Below are 17,224 nucleotides of genomic sequence, written 5' to 3'. Positions count from 1 at the left end.
CGAATACTCATGTAGAGAATAAATAAAAAATTTACAGGAGGGGAATTATGAGCAATTTAGCCCGGAAAATTCAAGAAGAAAAACAATTTGATATCCAAACCCAGCCCGTCCAGGCTCCCAAGAAATTATCAAAAAAGTCATGGCTTTCCCCCGGGGAAAAAATACTGGGACTTGCTTTCACTGGCATTGTTTGTTTTGGTGCTGTACAAATGGTTTCAAACCAGGCAGCCATATACGAAGTGAATAAAGAAATTCAGCAAACAGAAGAAGCAATCCAAACGCAGAATAAAGTGAATACAGATCTCAAAATGCAAGTGGGCGAATTAAGTACATACGAGCGCATTAAAGCAAAAGCTGAGGAAATGGGACTTAAATTCAGCGGAAATAATGTCAAGGTAGTGGAAGATTAATGAAGAAACAGCCAAATATCAATTTTGGAGCAGCGATATTATTTTTAATATTCAGCCTGCTCTTTTTTGTATTAATTTTCCGCTTTGTTTCCATTCAGGTTACAGGGGAAGCAGCGGGACATGCACTTGCGGCAAAAGCTCAGCAAAAATATGAACGTGAAAAGACAATTCAAGCCAAAAGGGGTACTATCTATGACCGCAATGGTGAAGTCATTGCCGAGGATACTATTTCCTACAAGCTTGTAGCAATCCTTGACAAAAGTATGAAGCCGGATTATGTGAAAGACCCTGAAAAAACAGCAGCGGCGCTTTCGAAAGCAATCGATCTGGAAGAGTCGGAGATATATAGAATCTTAACGAAGAAAACAGAAAAAGGGGACCCGCCATTCCAGGTTGAATTTGGTAAAGAAGGGCGCGATCTTCCGTTAAAGACAAAAAGAGAAATTGAAGATATGAATTTACCGGGAATTACATTCATAACTGATTCCAAACGGTTCTACCCAAATGGCGTCTTCGCCTCGCATTTAGTCGGATATGTTGAAAAGAAAAAATCGAAGACGAATAAGACCGATACAGTAGGGATGCTGGGTCTTGAACAGAGTTTGAATGATGTGCTTACAGGAAAAGATGGAAAGTTCAGCTATGAAAGCGATATATGGGGCTATCTCCTTCCAAATGGAGATCAAAAAATCCAGCCGGCTCAAAATGGCAAAGATGTGTATTTGACAATCGATAAGAAAATCCAGACTTTCCTCGAAGATTCCATGAATAAAGTAGACGAAGAGTATAAGCCGAAAAAGATGGTTGCTGTAGTCGCGGATGCCAAAACGGGTGAGATTTTGGCAATGGGACAGAGGCCATCCTTCCACCCGAAAACAAAGGAAGGCATTGAAGAGACGTGGCATAATGAAGTGATCGAAAACTCATTTGAGCCCGGCTCAACTATGAAGATCTTTACTTTGGCTGCAGCCATTGAGGAGGGAGAATTTGATCCGAATGAATGGTATAAATCAGGAAGTTATAAAGTAACAGAAAATTCACCGGCTATACGCGACCATAACCAGGGACGGGGCTGGGGGTCCATTACTTACCTTGAAGGCGTTCAGCGTTCGTCGAACGTGGCTTTCGCGAAAATAGTTAAAGAGAAGCTTGGTTATGAAAAATACAGGGAATATATAACAAAGTTTGGATTTGAAAATCCAACTGGAATTGACCTGCCGAATGAAACAGGCGGAAAAATAGCTTACGAGTGGCCGCTTGATAAGGTAACTACCGGATTCGGGCAAGGTTCTGCCATTACGCCGATTCAGCAGGTACAGGCAGCTACTGCCATTGCAAATGACGGCAAAATGATGAAGCCTCATGTGATCAGCAGTATTGTTGATGGTGATAAAAATGAAGTATTAAAAAAAACAAAGCCGGAAGTGAAGGGGAATCCAGTTTCAGCAGAAACGGCCAAGAAAACAAGGGATATCCTGGAAACGGTTGTGTCTTCTGAAAACGGGACGGGTTACAAAAGGTATAATATTGAGGGCTACAAGGTTGCCGGAAAAACGGGGACTGCCCAAATCCCTGACCCAAATGGCGGAGGATATTTAACTGGGCATGAAAATTTTATCTTCTCCTTTTTAGGCATGGCGCCAAAAGATGATCCTGAACTGATCATCTATGTAGCTGTCCAGCAGCCGGATATTGACCTGAGTACAAACGGTGCAGAGCCGGTTTCCAAGATTTTTACACCGGTTATGAAAAGCAGTCTTCAATATTTAAATATCGAGCCGGCAAAGGAACTGAAGGCGAACTCTGAACAGGCACCTGAAGTGGAAGGGAAAACAGTTGAGGAAGCAAAAGCAGAATTGAAAAAGTCCGGTTTTGAAGCTATTGTACTGGGAAAGGGAAGCAAGGTTGAAAGACAGGTCCCTGGAAATATGTACAATTTGCTGGAAGGAGAACGAGTAATCTTAAAGACTGAAGGCGATTTAACAGTGCCCGATATGAATGGATGGTCGCTGAGGGACGTTATGAAGGTGGCAAAGCTTGCTGACTTAAAGCTGAATACTGTAGGAAGCGGATATGTGGTGAAGCAAAATCTGAAGGCTGGTTCTGCACTCAGGGAAGGTGACTATTTAATCGTCGAACTTGAGCCGCCTGCAGAGAAATATAATGAGGAAAATGCACAATCAGAAGAGCAGCAGGAAGAAGAGGAAGCAGTGCTGGATTAAATTAGAACGTACTGCCGGATGAGCGGCAGTGCGTTCTATTCATTTATGTACAAGCATATATTGGAACGAGCCATAATCTAAGGAGGTTCGTCCGTACATGCGTGTTTCAAATGTAACCGTTCGAAAACGGCTGACTGTAGCGTTGTTTGTTGGTATTCTCGTTTTTTTTATTATTGATTTGCGTCTTGGATATGTTCAATTCTTTCTGGGGAATTTGCTTACAGATGGCGCAAAGGAACTATGGAGCAGAGACATCCCTTTCGAACCGGAAAGAGGAGAAATCGTCGACCGCAACGGTATTCCACTGGCTACGAATGTCAGTGCTCCAACTGTCTATGTTGTACCCAGGCAAATAAAAGATCCTGCTGATGCTGCAGAGAAATTGGCTGCAGTGCTGAATATGTCAAAAGAAAAAGCTTACCAGCTGATCACCAAAAGAGAATCAAGTGTGAAAATCCCTGAAGGCCGAAAAATTTCCCATGAAAAAGCGAAAGAAATCCGTGCACTGGAAATTGAAGGCATATACATTGGTGAAGATTCAAAACGCCATTACCCTTTCGGGAATTATCTCTCACATGTTTTGGGGTTTTCGGGAATTGATAATCAGGGTCTTATGGGGCTGGAATTATATTATGATGAAGAACTAAAAGGAAAAAAAGGATCTGTTAAGTTTTATGCGAATGCAAAGGGAGAACGGATGAACGATATGGCGGATGACTACAAGCCGCCGGTTGATGGTATGGATTTAAAGCTCACTATCGATTCCAAGATTCAGACAATCGTAGAAAGGGAGCTTGATATTGCTCAGGCTGAATACAACCCTGATGGAATAATAGCAATTGCCATGAATCCAAATAACGGGGAAGTTCTTGCCATGGCCAGCAGGCCTGATTTTGACCCTGCGAATTTTAGGAATGTACCCCCGGAAATTTACAACCGCAACCTGCCAATCTGGAGTACATACGAGCCTGGTTCTACATTCAAAATCATCACTCTGGCAGCTGCGTTAGAAGAGGGCAAGGTAGACTTGGAAAAGGATCATTTTCATGATCCGGGATCTGTTGAAGTTGGCGGTGCAAGACTAAGATGCTGGAAAAAGGGCGGCCATGGCAGCCAGACTTATTTGGAAGTAGTTCAGAATTCCTGTAACCCTGGTTTTGTAGAGCTCGGTGAGCGATTAGGCAAAGATAAACTGTTTAAATACATCCGCGACTTTGGATTCGGAGAAAAGACCGGTATCGACCTGCAGGGCGAAGGGAAAGGGATTCTATTTAATCTCGACCGGGTTGGCCCAGTTGAGCAGGCAACTACTGCTTTTGGACAGGGAGTTTCTGTGACTCCGATTCAGCAGGTAGCAGCCATTTCGGCTGCCGTTAATGGGGGAACATTATATACCCCTTATATAGCCAAAGAGCTTATTAATCCGGCTACCGGGGAAATATTGATGAAAAAATCACCTGATGCAAAGAGAAAAGTAATATCAAAGGAAACATCAGATGAAATCCGAAAAGCGCTTGAATCAGTTGTGGCAAAAGGGTCGGGAAAAAAGGCCTTTGTAGACGGGTACCGTGTAGGCGGTAAAACTGGAACTGCACAAAAAGCGCAAAACGGCCGTTACCTGGAAAATAACCATATTGTATCATTTATAGGATTCGCACCTGCAGATGATCCGCAGCTTGTTGTTTATGTGGCTGTGGATAATCCAAAAGGAACTATTCAATTTGGCGGCGTAGTTGCTGCTCCAATTGTCGGAGAGATCATGGGGGACAGCTTGCGGGCGATGGGTGTAAAGCCGCGGAAAAATCAAATTGAAAAAGAACTGACATGGATGGATTCACCAATGATTGAAGTTCCTGATATGGTCGGCCTGACAAAGAAGGATCTGGGTGAGCTCTACCTTAACCTGAAAATTGATGCGAGCGGCACAGGAAATACAGTGGTCAAGCAAACGCCTCAGCCTGGCATCAAGTTAAAGGAAGGTTCAACGATCCGGCTGTATTTTGACGACAAATAAGAATAGAACTGAGGGCGGCATTATCCTGCGCCGCCTGAATTTTTTTGTTTGTAAGGAAACTGCAACATACTTTCAGGGTTTGGGTTCTATATATTAAATAGCTAAAAAAGCAATTATCATGTACAATATATATCGCCATCATATAGAATGTTAGTTTGAGAACTTAGAAATGAATATGACAAGAGGCAGTAAAAAAGGATTAAATTGTTCTGTTTAACACGAGAGGATTGGTAGACATGGAATTACATAAATTGCTGCGATTTTTGCAGCCATATATGACTTTTAAAGGGGAAAACCCGGAAATTACAGCGATTGTTAACGATAACCGGAAAGTTACACCTGGAAGTCTGTTTGTTTGTATTGAGGGCTATACGGTGGATGGCCACGATTTTGCGGCCTCTGCTGCCGAAAAAGGTGCAGCAGCAGTCATTGCCCAAAGAGAATTGGATTTGGATATTCCGGTTATAGTGGTAAAGAATACAAAACGGGCCATGGCTGTGCTGGCTGATGCTTTTTATGGACAGCCGAGCAAGCAGCTTCATTTAATTGGCATAACAGGAACCAATGGCAAAACAACAACAAGCCATTTAATAGAGAAAATCCTTGCTGATGCAGGAAGGAAAACCGGCTTAATTGGCACGATGTATACGAAGATTGCCGATGAAACCTTTGAAGTGAAAAATACCACTCCTGAAAGTTTGACTCTGCAAAGCACATTTAGAAAAATGGCAGATGCAGGTGTAGATTCAGCCGTAATGGAAGTGTCTTCACATGCACTTGATGAAGGACGCATTCATGGGTGTGATTTTAATATAGCCGTATTTACAAACCTGACTCAGGATCATCTGGATTATCACAAAACAATGGATGAATACAGGAGAGCAAAAGGGCTGCTTTTTGCCCAGCTCGGAAGCTCCTATAATCATGAAGAGCCGAAATATGCCATTTTAAACTCAGATGACCCTGCTTCTGCAGAATATGAAAAATCGACGGCAGCTCATGTCATTTCCTATGGAATTGATCAGGAAGCTGACCTTCGGGCAATTAATATTCAGATGACTTCTGGCGGGACAGAATTTGACTTAATCTCTCCATTTGGAAAGCATAAAGTATCTCTGAAAATGATAGGCAAATTCAGCATCTATAATGTCCTTGCCAGCATAGGTGCAGGGATCGCTTCAGGGATATCAATCTCGCAAATCATCAAATCTGCTGAAGAAGTTAAAGGCGTAGCAGGCAGATTTGAAACCGTAGATGCAGGTCAGGATTTTTCTGTGATTGTTGATTATTCACATACTCCTGACAGCCTGAAAAATGCTTTGGAAACGGTAAAGCAATTTGCCCTGAAACGCATTTTTACCATCGTGGGATGCGGAGGAGACAGGGACAGATCCAAGCGGCCGCTAATGGCTGAAATTGCATGCCAGTACAGTACAGACCCGATCTTTACTTCTGATAATCCCCGAAGTGAAGACCCAATCCAAATCCTTAGGGATATGGAAGAGGGAGTAAAAGGTGAAAGTTATAAAACAATCGCCGATCGAAAAGAGGCCATTCACTATGCCGTGAAAAATGCCAGTAAAGGAGACGTTATTTTAATAGCTGGCAAGGGCCATGAGACATATCAGCAGGTAGGGAACCAGGTTTTCGACTTTGATGACCGTCTTGTCGCAAAAGAGGCTATAGAGGAGCGATAAAATGTATTTGATGTATCGGGATTTAGCGGTATTGTTTCCGTCCGTAAAAGGGATAAAGGATAATGAGCTTGAATTTCATACGGTCGCTTCCTCCTCTTCCGCTCTGCAGCCAAAAGGAATTTATATTCCTTTTGGAGAGGCCGGAAATCTGAAAGAAGCTATAGAAAAGGGGGCTGTTGCTGCTCTCTGGCATGAGAATGCAGAGACGCCGGCATATACCCCAAATCATTTCCCTATTTTTTATACTAACGACTTAACGAAAGGCTTAAAGGACATCATGAAATTATATATAGAAAAATTAAACAAATCAGAAGAAAAGATGAACACAACTAATTTCCTTATTTCAGGTGAAAAAAGTCTTAAAGAAAACGAAGCAACATATGATATTGCTGTGATGGCTGAAAGATTAGCGGAAGCTGCAGGAAATGCCAAGCGGGAAAGGAGGGGATAAGTATGATGGAGCAAGTTATTTTTTTCACAATATTGGCAGGCTTTTTAATAACTGTTTTGCTGTCTCCCATTTTTATTCCCTTCCTGAGAAGACTAAAATTCGGGCAGAGCATCCGTGAAGAAGGCCCTAAATCCCATCAGAAAAAGACAGGTACCCCGACAATGGGCGGAATCATGATTCTTCTTTCTGTTACGGTGACCACTTTGCTTATGACCGGGAAATTTTCAGGGCCTACTGTAGAAACTTATTTGCTGCTGCTGGTTACCCTGGGCTTTGGACTCCTCGGTTTTCTTGATGACTTTATTAAAGTAGTATTAAAGCGCAACTTAGGTCTGACTTCAAAGCAGAAGCTTCTGGGCCAAATCATTATTTCTGTTATTTTTTATTTTGTTTTCAAGCAAAATGATTTTTCAACAGAAGTGCATATTCCGCTGACAGACATTTCGATTGATTTGGGCTGGTGGTATGTTTTATTTATTATTTTCTGGCTGGTCGGATTCTCGAATGCTGTCAATCTGACAGATGGACTTGATGGTCTTGTTTCAGGAACTGCTGCAATCGCTTTTGGAGCATTTGCAGTACTGGCATGGAATCAATCCCAATTTGAAGTTTCCATTTTTTCTGTAGCTGTAGTGGGAGCGGTATTGGGTTTCCTTGTCTTTAATGCCCACCCTGCAAAGGTGTTTATGGGAGATACAGGATCACTGGCTTTGGGAGGGGCTATTGCGACCATAGCCATCTTGACAAAACTTGAAATCATCCTGATTATTATCGGCGGTGTTTTTGTTATTGAAACATTATCTGTTATTTTACAGGTGGCATCTTTTAAGACCACCGGGAAGCGGATCTTCCGTATGAGCCCGCTCCATCATCATTATGAATTGGTGGGCTGGTCAGAATGGCGTGTTGTCGTTACATTCTGGACCGTAGGCCTATTATTTGCAATCTTAGGAATCTATATTGAGGTGTGGGTGTAAGTGAAAGAAGTCAATCGCTATCGACATAAAAAAATATTAGTACTGGGTCTGGCCAAAAGCGGAGTGAGTGCAGCTTCTCTTTTACATAAGCTCGGAGCATTTGTAACTGTTAACGATTTTAAGCCTCTTGCGGAAAATCCTGAAGCTCAAGGACTGCTTGAACAAGGGATTACGGTTATATGCGGGGGCCATCCAATTGAACTTCTGGAAGAGGGGTTCGAGCTGATTGTAAAAAATCCGGGTATTCCTTACCATAATCCAATGATAAAAGGAGCTCTTGAAAAGGGCATACCGGTCATTACAGAGGTGGAGCTTGCCTTTCAGGTCTCTGAAGCTCCTTTTATTGCGATTACAGGTACCAATGGAAAAACCACCACAACTACTCTTGTGTTTGAAATGCTTCAGGCAGGAAGCAAAATGCCGCTGATAGCAGGAAATATTGGAACAGTAGCTTCCGAGGTTGCCCAGAATGCTGCAGAAGAAAATAATATCGTGATTGAGCTTTCATCGTTTCAGCTGATGGGTATTCAGGATTTCAGGCCGAGAATCGCCATTTTAACAAATTTATATGATGCCCATTTGGATTATCATGGCACTAGAGAAGAGTATCATGCAGCCAAAGCCAATATTACGATGAATCAGACTGAAAAGGATTATTTCATAGTCAATGCCGATCAAGATAAAGTAATGGAAGCCGCTGCACGGTCAGAGGCGAAAATAATACCTTTTTCAACCTCCAGAGTCCTGTCTGAAGGGACATATGTCAAAGATGGCTGGATTTATTTTAATGATGAACAAGTGATGAAAAGAAAAGATGTTTCATTGCCGGGAGAGCACAATCTTGAGAATATCCTGTCCTCAGTGGCTGCTGCCAAGCTGACAGGTGTCGGGAATGAAGCCATTAGCCAAGTTCTAAGTTCGTTTACCGGAGTCAAACACCGCCTGCAGTATGTAGGCGAATACCAGAGCAGGAAATTTTATAATGACTCTAAAGCAACGAACATTTTAGCAACGAAGAATGCAGTGTCAGCATTTGATCAGCCTGTCATTCTTCTTGCAGGCGGTCTTGACCGCGGAAATGGCTTTGATGAACTCATCCCATCTCTCAAAAGGGTAAAAGCTCTTGTAACCTTTGGACAAACAGCTGAAAAGATTGAAAATGCAGCGATGGAAGCGGGAATAAAAATAATTGAGCGTGTCGATAATGTTGAAAAAGCCGTACCTGCCGCCTTTAAGCTTTCAGAGCCAGGAGATGTGATTCTGCTTTCTCCTGCTTGTGCAAGCTGGGACCAATATAAAACTTTTGAGGTTCGGGGAGACATGTTTATAGATGCGGTGCATAAGCTTAATTAAGGGCTTGTCTGCGGGACTATGGGAACTTCAGCAAAGGCATACATCTGCTTCGCGTGACATTTAGAGCTTTAATAAGGAACGCAATAAGACTTCCGGAAAACAGGTAAGTTTATTTGCGGCAGGAAAAAAGTTCCTTGATAGCCCTAAAACTTGCATTCGAGGTGTTTTCGTTGCCGACCAAAAAAACCACTCCCGATGTTATATTAATGATCGTCACTTTTATGCTGCTTGCTGTAGGATTGACTATGGTATATAGTGCAAGTGCAATTTGGGCAGATTATAAATTTGATGATTCTTTCTTTTTTGCGAAAAGGCAAATGCTTTTTGCCGGAGTTGGAATTATTGCGATGTTTTTTATCATGAATGTGGATTATTGGACCTGGAGAACATGGGCAAAGGTTTTAATCATTGTCTGTTTTGTACTTTTGCTCCTGGTGCTCATTCCGGGAATCGGCAATGTGCGAAATGGCTCGCGGAGCTGGATTGGTGTAGGAGCATTTTCTGTTCAGCCTTCCGAGTTTATGAAGCTTGCCATGATTGTGTTTATGGCAAAATTCCTCTCCGAAAAACAAAAGCTGATCACCTCTTTCAGAAAAGGTCTTGTTCCATCTTTAGGGCTTGTATTTTTAGCATTTGGATTAATAATGCTGCAGCCTGATTTAGGCACTGGAACTGTAATGGTGGGTACTTGCGTCGTCATGATTTTTATCGCGGGAGCGAGGATCAGCCACTTTGTCTGGTTTGGCGTTGCAGGTTTAGCCGGATTTGTCGCACTTGTTCTGTCGGCCCCATACAGGATAAAGCGGATTACTTCATTTCTAGACCCATGGGAAGATCCTCTGGGCAGCGGATTTCAGATTATCCAGTCCTTATATGCAATAGGGCCTGGAGGGTTGTTTGGCCTTGGTCTTGGACAAAGCAGACAGAAGTTTTTTTATCTTCCTGAGCCGCAGACAGATTTTATCTTTGCTATTTTAGCTGAGGAACTGGGATTTATAGGGGGATCCTTTGTCATTTTATTATTTGCACTTCTTTTATGGCGCGGCATCCGCATAGCACTGGGCGCCCCTGATTTATATGGGAGTTTCTTGGCTGTTGGGATCATAGCAATGGTCGCTATTCAGGTAATGATAAATATTGGAGTAGTAACAGGACTGATGCCTGTTACTGGCATCACACTTCCGTTTCTGAGCTACGGGGGATCGTCTTTGACACTGATGCTCATGGCTATAGGGGTTCTGCTTAATATAAGCAGATATGCAAGGTACTAGCGCATTTTATAACATGCTATTCGGAAACCCTGTGAAGCAGGGTTTCTTTTTTGGAAGAAATAATTTATCCAGCATAGAAGAATTATCAAACTTCTTTGCAATTTTGCACATTATTACATTTCTTTAACATTATGATGTACGTTCCTATCTATTTGTTTTGAATATAGTAGAATAGGGAAAAGAGGGGGAGTGTTTTCCGCTCGAACGCTGGATGACCTTCACTAAATCTGTAAGCTTTATATTTGTTCATAAAATAAAGCTTAGATTTCTTTGATAATTAGACTCTTTTTTGAGGTGAAAGAATGAAAATTGCTGTTAGCGGCGGAGGAACTGGCGGACATATATATCCGGCACTTGCGCTTATAAGACAAATAAAGAAAGAACATAAAGATGCCGAATTTTTATATATTGGAACTGAAAAAGGGCTTGAAAATACGATTGTCAATCGTGAAAATATCCCTTTTAAATCAATACATATAACGGGTTTTAAAAGAAAACTTTCTTTGGAAAATGTTAAAACTGTTTTAAGGTTCCTGAAAGGCGTTCGTGAAAGTAAAAAGATGCTTAAGGAATTTAATGCGGATGTCGTGATCGGCACCGGCGGTTATGTTTGTGGTCCTGTTGTATATGCTGCATCAAAGCTTGGCATCCCAACCATAATCCATGAGCAAAACAGCGTCCCGGGATTAACCAATAAGTTTTTAAGCAGATATGTTGATAAAATCGCAGTCTGCTTTGAAGAAGCAAAGGCTTTTTTTCCGGATACTAAAACAGTCATGACAGGAAATCCTCGTGCTTCAGAGGTGCTGGGACAGGATGGGATCAGGGGGAGACTATCAGCAGGATTAAAAACGGGTGTCCCTGCTGTGTTAATCTTTGGAGGCAGCAGAGGGGCAAGGCCAATCAATGATGCAGTTCTAAAAACTCTGGCTGAGCTGGGTGAAAAGTCATATCAGGTTTTATATATCACAGGGGACGTCCATTATGAGGATGTACAAAAAGAAATAGAACTGGTCGGAAGCCCTGAAAATGTAATGATTAAACCATTTATTCACAATATGCCAGAAGTGCTGGCCGGAGCAGACCTGGTCGTGTCACGTGCTGGAGCCACAACTTTGGCAGAGATTACCTCTTTAGGAATCCCGAGCATTTTAATCCCAAGCCCATATGTAACAAATAACCACCAGGAGAAAAATGCAAGGGCGCTAAGCGACCATGGTGCTGCAGAACTATTGCTTGAAAAAGAGTTAACAGGGAAAAAGCTTATTGACAGCATCGACCGAATCATTCTCGATAAAGATAAGATGAGTAACATGAAGGAAGCTTCAAAAAAACTTGGAATCCGTGATGCATCAAATAGGCTATACACATTAATGGCCGAATTGGTCTCCAATAAGGTGAAGTAGCCCCAAATAGTAAATTTGCATAGAATAAATAAATTTAGGCACAGATCAATAGAAAGGGAGGTAAATATGGACGAATTTATCAGCAAGCTTAGAGAATTAAACATCGGAACAGTTAAAGAAAATGAGCCGATGGCTAATCATACAACAATGAAAATTGGCGGACCCGCCGATTTGTTTATTGAGCCTTCTTCCATAGAAAACCTGGCAAAAGCGATGGAACTGATCCAGAGCTATAAAATGAAATGGAGAGCAATTGGAAGAGGATCTAATTTGCTCGTATCTGATGGAGGCATAGAAGGAGTGGTCATTAAGTTGGGCCGCGGCATGGATCAACTGGATCTTAATGGTGCGGAATTAAGAGCAGGCGGGGGTTATTCATTGGTTGCCCTCTCCACAATTATCAGCAAAAAAGGCTTGTCAGGTCTTGAATTTGCCAGCGGAATTCCCGGGTCTGTAGGCGGAGCAGTTTATATGAACGCTGGTGCTCACGGTTCTGATATTTCGCAGATCCTGACCAGAGCACATGTTCTTTTCGAAGATGGGAAGATGGAATGGCTCACGAACGAAGAAATGGAATTCTCTTATAGAACATCCGTCCTTCAAAAGAAACGTCCGGGTATTGTTCTGGAGGCCGTTTTCCGGCTTACAGAGGGAGACAGGGAAAAAATTTCCTCTGCAATGCAAAAAAATAAGGATTACAGAAAGGAAACCCAGCCTTGGAACTACCCATGTGCAGGCAGTATTTTCCGTAACCCGCTTCCGGAATATGCTGGCCAGCTGATAGAAAAAGCCGGAATGAAGGGCCATAGCATCGGCGGTGCGCAAATTTCCAATATGCATGGGAATTTCATCGTGAATGCGGGAGATGCCAAAGCGGAAGATGTACTTGCATTAATTCAGCATATTAAGGATACAATCTTTGATTTGTATGGAGTAAAGATGGAGACAGAAGTGGAAATAATCGGTCGAAAGTAACGGGGAATAATACCTTACGTATACCATTTATTGTGATATAATAATTTATTAGATAACAGTAAATGTAGTAAAAACGGCATGGTTTACATGCCGTTCTCTTCCCTAATTCAGTATTGCATAAATTTTGCTGGACAAGCTGCTTTGTTTTAATTTATTGTCCTTGCGCTATTCTGAAAAAATATGAAGGTATACTCTAAACTTCTATAACTGTCTAGCTCCAGCGCCTATCCCCTCGAATTGTCGGGGGTGGGCAAGGCGCTTGTGCTTTTCTTAATGGGGTGATAAAAGTGGAGAAAAGTAAGGTTGTCTCGCTTGAGGATCGAATACCGAAGCTTAAACAGCAAAGAAAGAAGAAAGCGAACAGAAGACTGATCTTTTTGCTGCTGCTTTTTTTCTCGCTGATTGTTTTAGTTATTTACTTTCAATCGCCCTTAAGCCATATTAAACAAATTAAGGTATCCGGCAATTCAATTTACGATAAAGAAGAAATTATTCAAATTAGCGGTGTTACTGAAAAAACAAATATTTGGAAGGTTGACGAAGAGGCTATTGAGGGTAAGCTTAAAGAACTGCCTGAAATAAAATCTTCAACTGTTAAAATTCAGCTGCCAAGCACAATTAATATACAGGTAGATGAACTGAAGCGCATTGCCTACATAGCGAAAGAGAAGCATTACCTTCCTGTTATGGAGAATGGGAGCATATTAAAGGATGAAAAGGTTGCGGAAATCCCTGTCAACGCTCCCATCCTTAATGACTTTTCTGAGGGCGACATCCTTAACATGATGATTGGGGAGCTTGAATCACTGCCTGAAGAGGTGTTAAATTCGATTTCCGAAATCCATCATTCTCCCAAAAAGACAGATTCCAACCATATTACTTTGTATATGAATGATGGTTTTGAAGTAAGTGCTACTTTAAGAAGCTTTTCAGAAAAAATGGCACACTACCCTTCTATCATAAGCCAGCTGGATCCTGAGAAAAAAGGAATCATCGACTTGGAAGTAGGATCTTATTTTAAAGCTTATGAAACAGAGGGAGCTGAAGAAGTTGAAAAAGAAAATGAAGGTGAAGGGTAATCATGTAATATTCTCCCTGGTGTTTCTCGTACTGGGTTACATGATGGCTTTTTCCTATCACCTTACACAGGGAGAAGATGAAAAGCCGGCATTAAGCGGAAAACAGTGGGAAAGAGATTTGGAACTTCGTAATCAGCTTGTCGAATTGGAGGAAAAAAACAGAGCTCTTCAAAAAGAATTAAATACAAAACAGGAAAACGTTCTTGACATTGAAAAAGAGCTTTCACAGGAAGCCCAGGTTTATTTTAATCTTGCCGAGGATGCTGAGAAGTACAGGATGCATCTTGGTAAAGTAAAAGTAAAAGGTACAGGAGTGGAAGTAACTCTGGCAGACGGTGACTACGATCCGGATGAAGATAATATTAACAATTATATCGTCCATGAACACCATGTTTTTAAGGTTATTAATGAACTCTATATTTCCGGAGCTTCCGCAGTAGCTATAAATGGCCAAAGATTATCACACAGTTCCTATATTGTTTGCAATGGGCCTGTTATAGAAGTTGACGGCTACCAGCATCCCGCCCCTTTTGTCATCACTGCCATTGGTGATGCCGAGGTGCTTTCCTCTGCTCTGAATCTGACAGGCGGAGTAAAAGACACATTGGTGGATGAAAACATCCATTTCACATTAGAAAAAAAGGGCGAAATCATCATGGAACCATTACTGGGTTCGTAAAGCCAATCCAGCATTGTAAGCAGTATTAATTTGTCCACAGAATAATTTATTCGGGAAAGCAAGGTGGAATTAAAGTGGACAGCAAGAAGAAATTCAGCTTTACCTTTATAACCGTAATAATTGGCTTTATGATTGCCATACAGTTTCAAACAGTTAAGGAACCGGCTGTCCGGGATACAAGGGATACCTGGCAGCTTAGAGGTGACATCCTTAAAGAAAAAGAACTGCAATTAAAACTTTTGCGGGAAATTAGTTCAAATGAAGAAAAAATTGCCCAATATGAAACAAAGCGCAAACAAAGCAAAGAGCAAGTGCTTCGTGATACGCTGGAAGAATTAAAAATGGAAGCCGGACTAAGTGAAGTGACGGGACCAGGCATAATCATAAGCATTGAACCGGTGCATGAGGAGCTTCTTCTGGGCAAACAGGCTGATTCTGTTTCCCCGGATTTGCTCAAGAGGCTTGTCAATGAGTTAAATATGTATGATGCCAAGCACATTTCCATTGGAGGCAGAAGGATCATCAACACGACAGTCATAAGGGATATCAACAGTGAGACCATGATAGATGGATTTTCCTTAAATCGCCTGCCTATAGAAGTGAAAGTAATAACTGAGAATGCCCAATCTGCCGAGAAGCTTTTTAATCGCATGCAAGTATCAAATACTGCCGAAGAATTTTTCATTGACAATCTGAGGGTTAAGGTGGAAAAGTCTGCAGAGCCTGTCACGATTCCTGCATATGATGAGGCATTGAGAATCAGACATATGGAGCCTGTGAAACCTGACGAAGGAGGCAAATCATAATGTGGCTTCCTGTTTTAGGATTGATCATTGGTGTGATACTTGGACTTATGACAGATATAAAAGTGCCGGATGAATACTCGAATTATCTTTCCATTGCTGTTCTTGCTGCATTGGATACTCTATTCGGAGGGATCAGGGCGCAGCTTCAAAATATTTATGATGAAAAAGTTTTCGTTTCCGGTTTCTTTTTTAACATCCTGCTGGCAGCAAGTTTAGCTTTTCTGGGTGTCCATCTTGGTGTAGACTTGTACTTAGCAGCAGTATTTGCTTTTGGGGTCAGGCTTTTCCAAAATATTGCGGTCATCAGAAGAATTTTAATCGCAAAATGGTCCCAAAACAGAGAAAAAACAGAAAAAAATGATATTTAAAAAAGGGAAAGTATTAGTTTTGACGAATAATTTTATAGATAAACTAACTTACTAAAACAAACAACAGCAAGAAAAGATTGTTGTTCAATAATCGGAATTGCAAAAAAAGGAGGTGCCAGAGAATGAACAGCAATGAAATATATGTTAGTCTTGACATCGGTACATCCAGTGTAAAAGTAATCATTGGGGAAATGGTCAATGACTCTTTAAATATTATTGGTGTTGGCAATGTACAGTCAGAAGGGTTACGCAAGGGTTCCATTGTTGACATAGACGAAACCGTTCATTCTATTAAAAAGGCAATCGAACAGGCTGAGAGAATGATAGGAATGGAGATAAAGAATGTGATTGTAGGAATTACCGGCAATCATGTTATGCTTCAGCCATCCCATGGTGTTGTTGCAGTCTCGAGTGAAAATAGGGAAATTACAGACGAAGATGTTGCTAGAGTCATAGACGCGGCACAAGTTGTATCGATCCCGCCGGAAAGAGATATTATTGATGTCATTCCAAAACAGTTTATCGTTGACGGATTGGACGAGATCAGTGATCCCCGCGGAATGATTGGTGTGCGGCTGGAAATGGAAGGCACCATTATTACAGGATCGAAAACGATTTTACATAACACCCTGCGCTGTGTTGAACGCGCTGGCCTTGAAATCATGGATATTTCGCTTCAGCCTCTGGCAGCAGGTGCATTCGCTCTTTCAAAGGATGAGAAAAATCTGGGAGTTGCACTTGTTGATATTGGCGGCGGCTCCACAACTATTGCCATATTTGAAAATGGATCATTAAAGGCAACCAGTGTGCTTCCTGTAGGGGGAGACCATATCACAAAAGACTTATCTATCGGACTCCGCACATCTACAGAAGATGCAGAAAAAATCAAAACAAAATATGGCTACGCGTTCTATGACCATGCATCTGAAGATGAGGTATTCAGTGTTCCCATCATCGGAAGCGATCAGCATCAGCAATTTAATCAATTGGAAATTTCAGATATTATTGAAGCCCGGATGGAAGAGATTTTTGATCTTATCCAGCACGAAGTGAAACGTCTTGGAGCAAAAGATCTTCCAGGGGGCTATGTACTATCTGGAGGCGTAGCTAATACCCAGGGAATTCTTGAACTGGCACAGGATATATTCCAAAATAGAGTGCGTATCGCAATCCCTGATTATATTGGCGTGAGGGAACCGCAGTATACGACTGCTGTTGGATTGATTAAGTTCGCATATAAGAATGCTAAAATACAGGGCAGAAAAATGGAGCAGCCAGTGACTGTCCCTGAAGCTAAAGAAAAACGAGTGCAAAAACCGCAACCGCAACCGAAAACAAAGCCGGAAAAACAGCCGGAAGAAAAAATCACATCAAGAGTTAAAAAGTTCCTCGGATACTTTTTCGAATAACTTGATTTGATTCGCAAGGGTTAGGGAAACGGAAATCAAAAGCCATACGGCGGATAGAAAAATGCACTGAAAAGCCATTTTGGGAGTGCGTATAAAAAAGCGAATCA

At 41.7% G+C, this 17,224-nt stretch carries 15 protein-coding genes; all 15 read left to right on the top strand.

Annotated features, from left to right (window positions below; translation table 11 throughout):
• Positions 1-47: 47 nt before the first annotated feature.
• Positions 48-410 carry a cell division protein FtsL gene (gene ftsL / locus MKY20_RS21660; RefSeq protein WP_217030328.1) on the top strand — a complete coding sequence of 121 codons (363 nt, stop codon included), beginning with the start codon at positions 48-50 and terminating at the stop codon, positions 408-410.
• Complete coding sequence (locus MKY20_RS21655; protein WP_019381709.1) at positions 410-2,632, top strand: penicillin-binding protein; 2,223 nt, start codon at positions 410-412, stop codon at positions 2,630-2,632. Before ftsL ends, MKY20_RS21655 begins: the two co-directional genes overlap by 1 nt.
• A gap of 97 nt (positions 2,633-2,729) precedes the next feature.
• Positions 2,730-4,646: a stage V sporulation protein D gene (locus MKY20_RS21650; protein WP_009330892.1), complete on the top strand. Its 1,917-nt coding sequence runs from the start codon at positions 2,730-2,732 to the stop codon at positions 4,644-4,646.
• A gap of 236 nt (positions 4,647-4,882) precedes the next feature.
• Positions 4,883-6,343, top strand: a complete 1,461-nt coding sequence (locus MKY20_RS21645; RefSeq protein WP_251175661.1) for a UDP-N-acetylmuramoyl-L-alanyl-D-glutamate--2,6-diaminopimelate ligase — start codon at positions 4,883-4,885, stop codon at positions 6,341-6,343.
• Position 6,344: 1 nt separating this feature from the next.
• A complete protein-coding gene (locus MKY20_RS21640; RefSeq protein WP_251175662.1) occupies positions 6,345-6,794 on the top strand; it encodes a hypothetical protein in 450 nt (149 codons plus the stop codon).
• Positions 6,795-6,796: 2 nt separating this feature from the next.
• Positions 6,797-7,771: a phospho-N-acetylmuramoyl-pentapeptide-transferase gene (gene mraY / locus MKY20_RS21635; protein WP_009330885.1), complete on the top strand. Its 975-nt coding sequence runs from the start codon at positions 6,797-6,799 to the stop codon at positions 7,769-7,771.
• Entirely contained in the window at positions 7,772-9,124 is a 1,353-nt protein-coding gene (murD, locus tag MKY20_RS21630) for a UDP-N-acetylmuramoyl-L-alanine--D-glutamate ligase (RefSeq protein WP_251175663.1), read from the top strand.
• Positions 9,125-9,294: 170 nt separating this feature from the next.
• The gene (gene spoVE, locus MKY20_RS21625; RefSeq protein ID WP_009330880.1) at positions 9,295-10,395 is read left to right on the top strand and encodes a stage V sporulation protein E; all 1,101 of its coding nucleotides are present in this window, start codon (positions 9,295-9,297) and stop codon (positions 10,393-10,395) included.
• A gap of 302 nt (positions 10,396-10,697) precedes the next feature.
• Complete coding sequence (murG, locus tag MKY20_RS21620) at positions 10,698-11,801, top strand: undecaprenyldiphospho-muramoylpentapeptide beta-N-acetylglucosaminyltransferase (RefSeq protein ID WP_251175664.1); 1,104 nt, start codon at positions 10,698-10,700, stop codon at positions 11,799-11,801.
• A 66-nt stretch (positions 11,802-11,867) separates the two neighbouring features.
• A complete protein-coding gene (gene murB, locus MKY20_RS21615; protein ID WP_251175665.1) occupies positions 11,868-12,776 on the top strand; it encodes a UDP-N-acetylmuramate dehydrogenase in 909 nt (302 codons plus the stop codon).
• 287 nt (positions 12,777-13,063) lie between these two features.
• Positions 13,064-13,855, top strand: a complete 792-nt coding sequence (locus tag MKY20_RS21610; protein ID WP_009330874.1) for a cell division protein FtsQ/DivIB — start codon at positions 13,064-13,066, stop codon at positions 13,853-13,855.
• A complete protein-coding gene (locus MKY20_RS21605; RefSeq protein WP_009330872.1) occupies positions 13,803-14,534 on the top strand; it encodes a DUF881 domain-containing protein in 732 nt (243 codons plus the stop codon). The genes MKY20_RS21610 and MKY20_RS21605 overlap by 53 nt, the downstream gene beginning before the upstream one ends.
• Positions 14,535-14,608: 74 nt before the next feature.
• Positions 14,609-15,340, top strand: coding sequence for a DUF881 domain-containing protein (locus MKY20_RS21600; RefSeq protein WP_251175666.1), 732 nt, complete (start codon positions 14,609-14,611; stop codon positions 15,338-15,340).
• Complete coding sequence (locus tag MKY20_RS21595; protein ID WP_019381715.1) at positions 15,340-15,708, top strand: small basic family protein; 369 nt, start codon at positions 15,340-15,342, stop codon at positions 15,706-15,708. The genes MKY20_RS21600 and MKY20_RS21595 overlap by 1 nt, the downstream gene beginning before the upstream one ends.
• Before the next feature lie 122 nt (positions 15,709-15,830).
• Positions 15,831-17,117, top strand: coding sequence for a cell division protein FtsA (gene ftsA / locus MKY20_RS21590; protein WP_009330865.1), 1,287 nt, complete (start codon positions 15,831-15,833; stop codon positions 17,115-17,117).
• The last annotated feature ends 107 nt before the right edge of the window (positions 17,118-17,224 follow it).

The organism is Cytobacillus sp. FSL W8-0315, assembly GCF_038002905.1.
GTDB lineage: Bacteria > Bacillota > Bacilli > Bacillales > Cytobacillaceae > Cytobacillus > Cytobacillus pseudoceanisediminis.
Note: the sequence above shows the minus strand (reverse complement) of the source record. Positions and strands in the feature narration are given on the sequence as shown.

Coding starts and splice junctions, on each gene's coding strand:
- ftsL (WP_217030328.1), top strand. CDS start 48: ATGAGCAATTTAGCCCGGAAAATTCAAGAAGAAAAACAATTTGATATC.
- MKY20_RS21655 (WP_019381709.1), top strand. CDS start 410: ATGAAGAAACAGCCAAATATCAATTTTGGAGCAGCGATATTATTTTTA.
- MKY20_RS21650 (WP_009330892.1), top strand. CDS start 2,730: ATGCGTGTTTCAAATGTAACCGTTCGAAAACGGCTGACTGTAGCGTTG.
- MKY20_RS21645 (WP_251175661.1), top strand. CDS start 4,883: ATGGAATTACATAAATTGCTGCGATTTTTGCAGCCATATATGACTTTT.
- MKY20_RS21640 (WP_251175662.1), top strand. CDS start 6,345: ATGTATTTGATGTATCGGGATTTAGCGGTATTGTTTCCGTCCGTAAAA.
- mraY (WP_009330885.1), top strand. CDS start 6,797: ATGATGGAGCAAGTTATTTTTTTCACAATATTGGCAGGCTTTTTAATA.
- murG (WP_251175664.1), top strand. CDS start 10,698: ATGAAAATTGCTGTTAGCGGCGGAGGAACTGGCGGACATATATATCCG.
- murB (WP_251175665.1), top strand. CDS start 11,868: ATGGACGAATTTATCAGCAAGCTTAGAGAATTAAACATCGGAACAGTT.
- MKY20_RS21605 (WP_009330872.1), top strand. CDS start 13,803: ATGAAACAGAGGGAGCTGAAGAAGTTGAAAAAGAAAATGAAGGTGAAG.
- MKY20_RS21595 (WP_019381715.1), top strand. CDS start 15,340: ATGTGGCTTCCTGTTTTAGGATTGATCATTGGTGTGATACTTGGACTT.
- ftsA (WP_009330865.1), top strand. CDS start 15,831: ATGAACAGCAATGAAATATATGTTAGTCTTGACATCGGTACATCCAGT.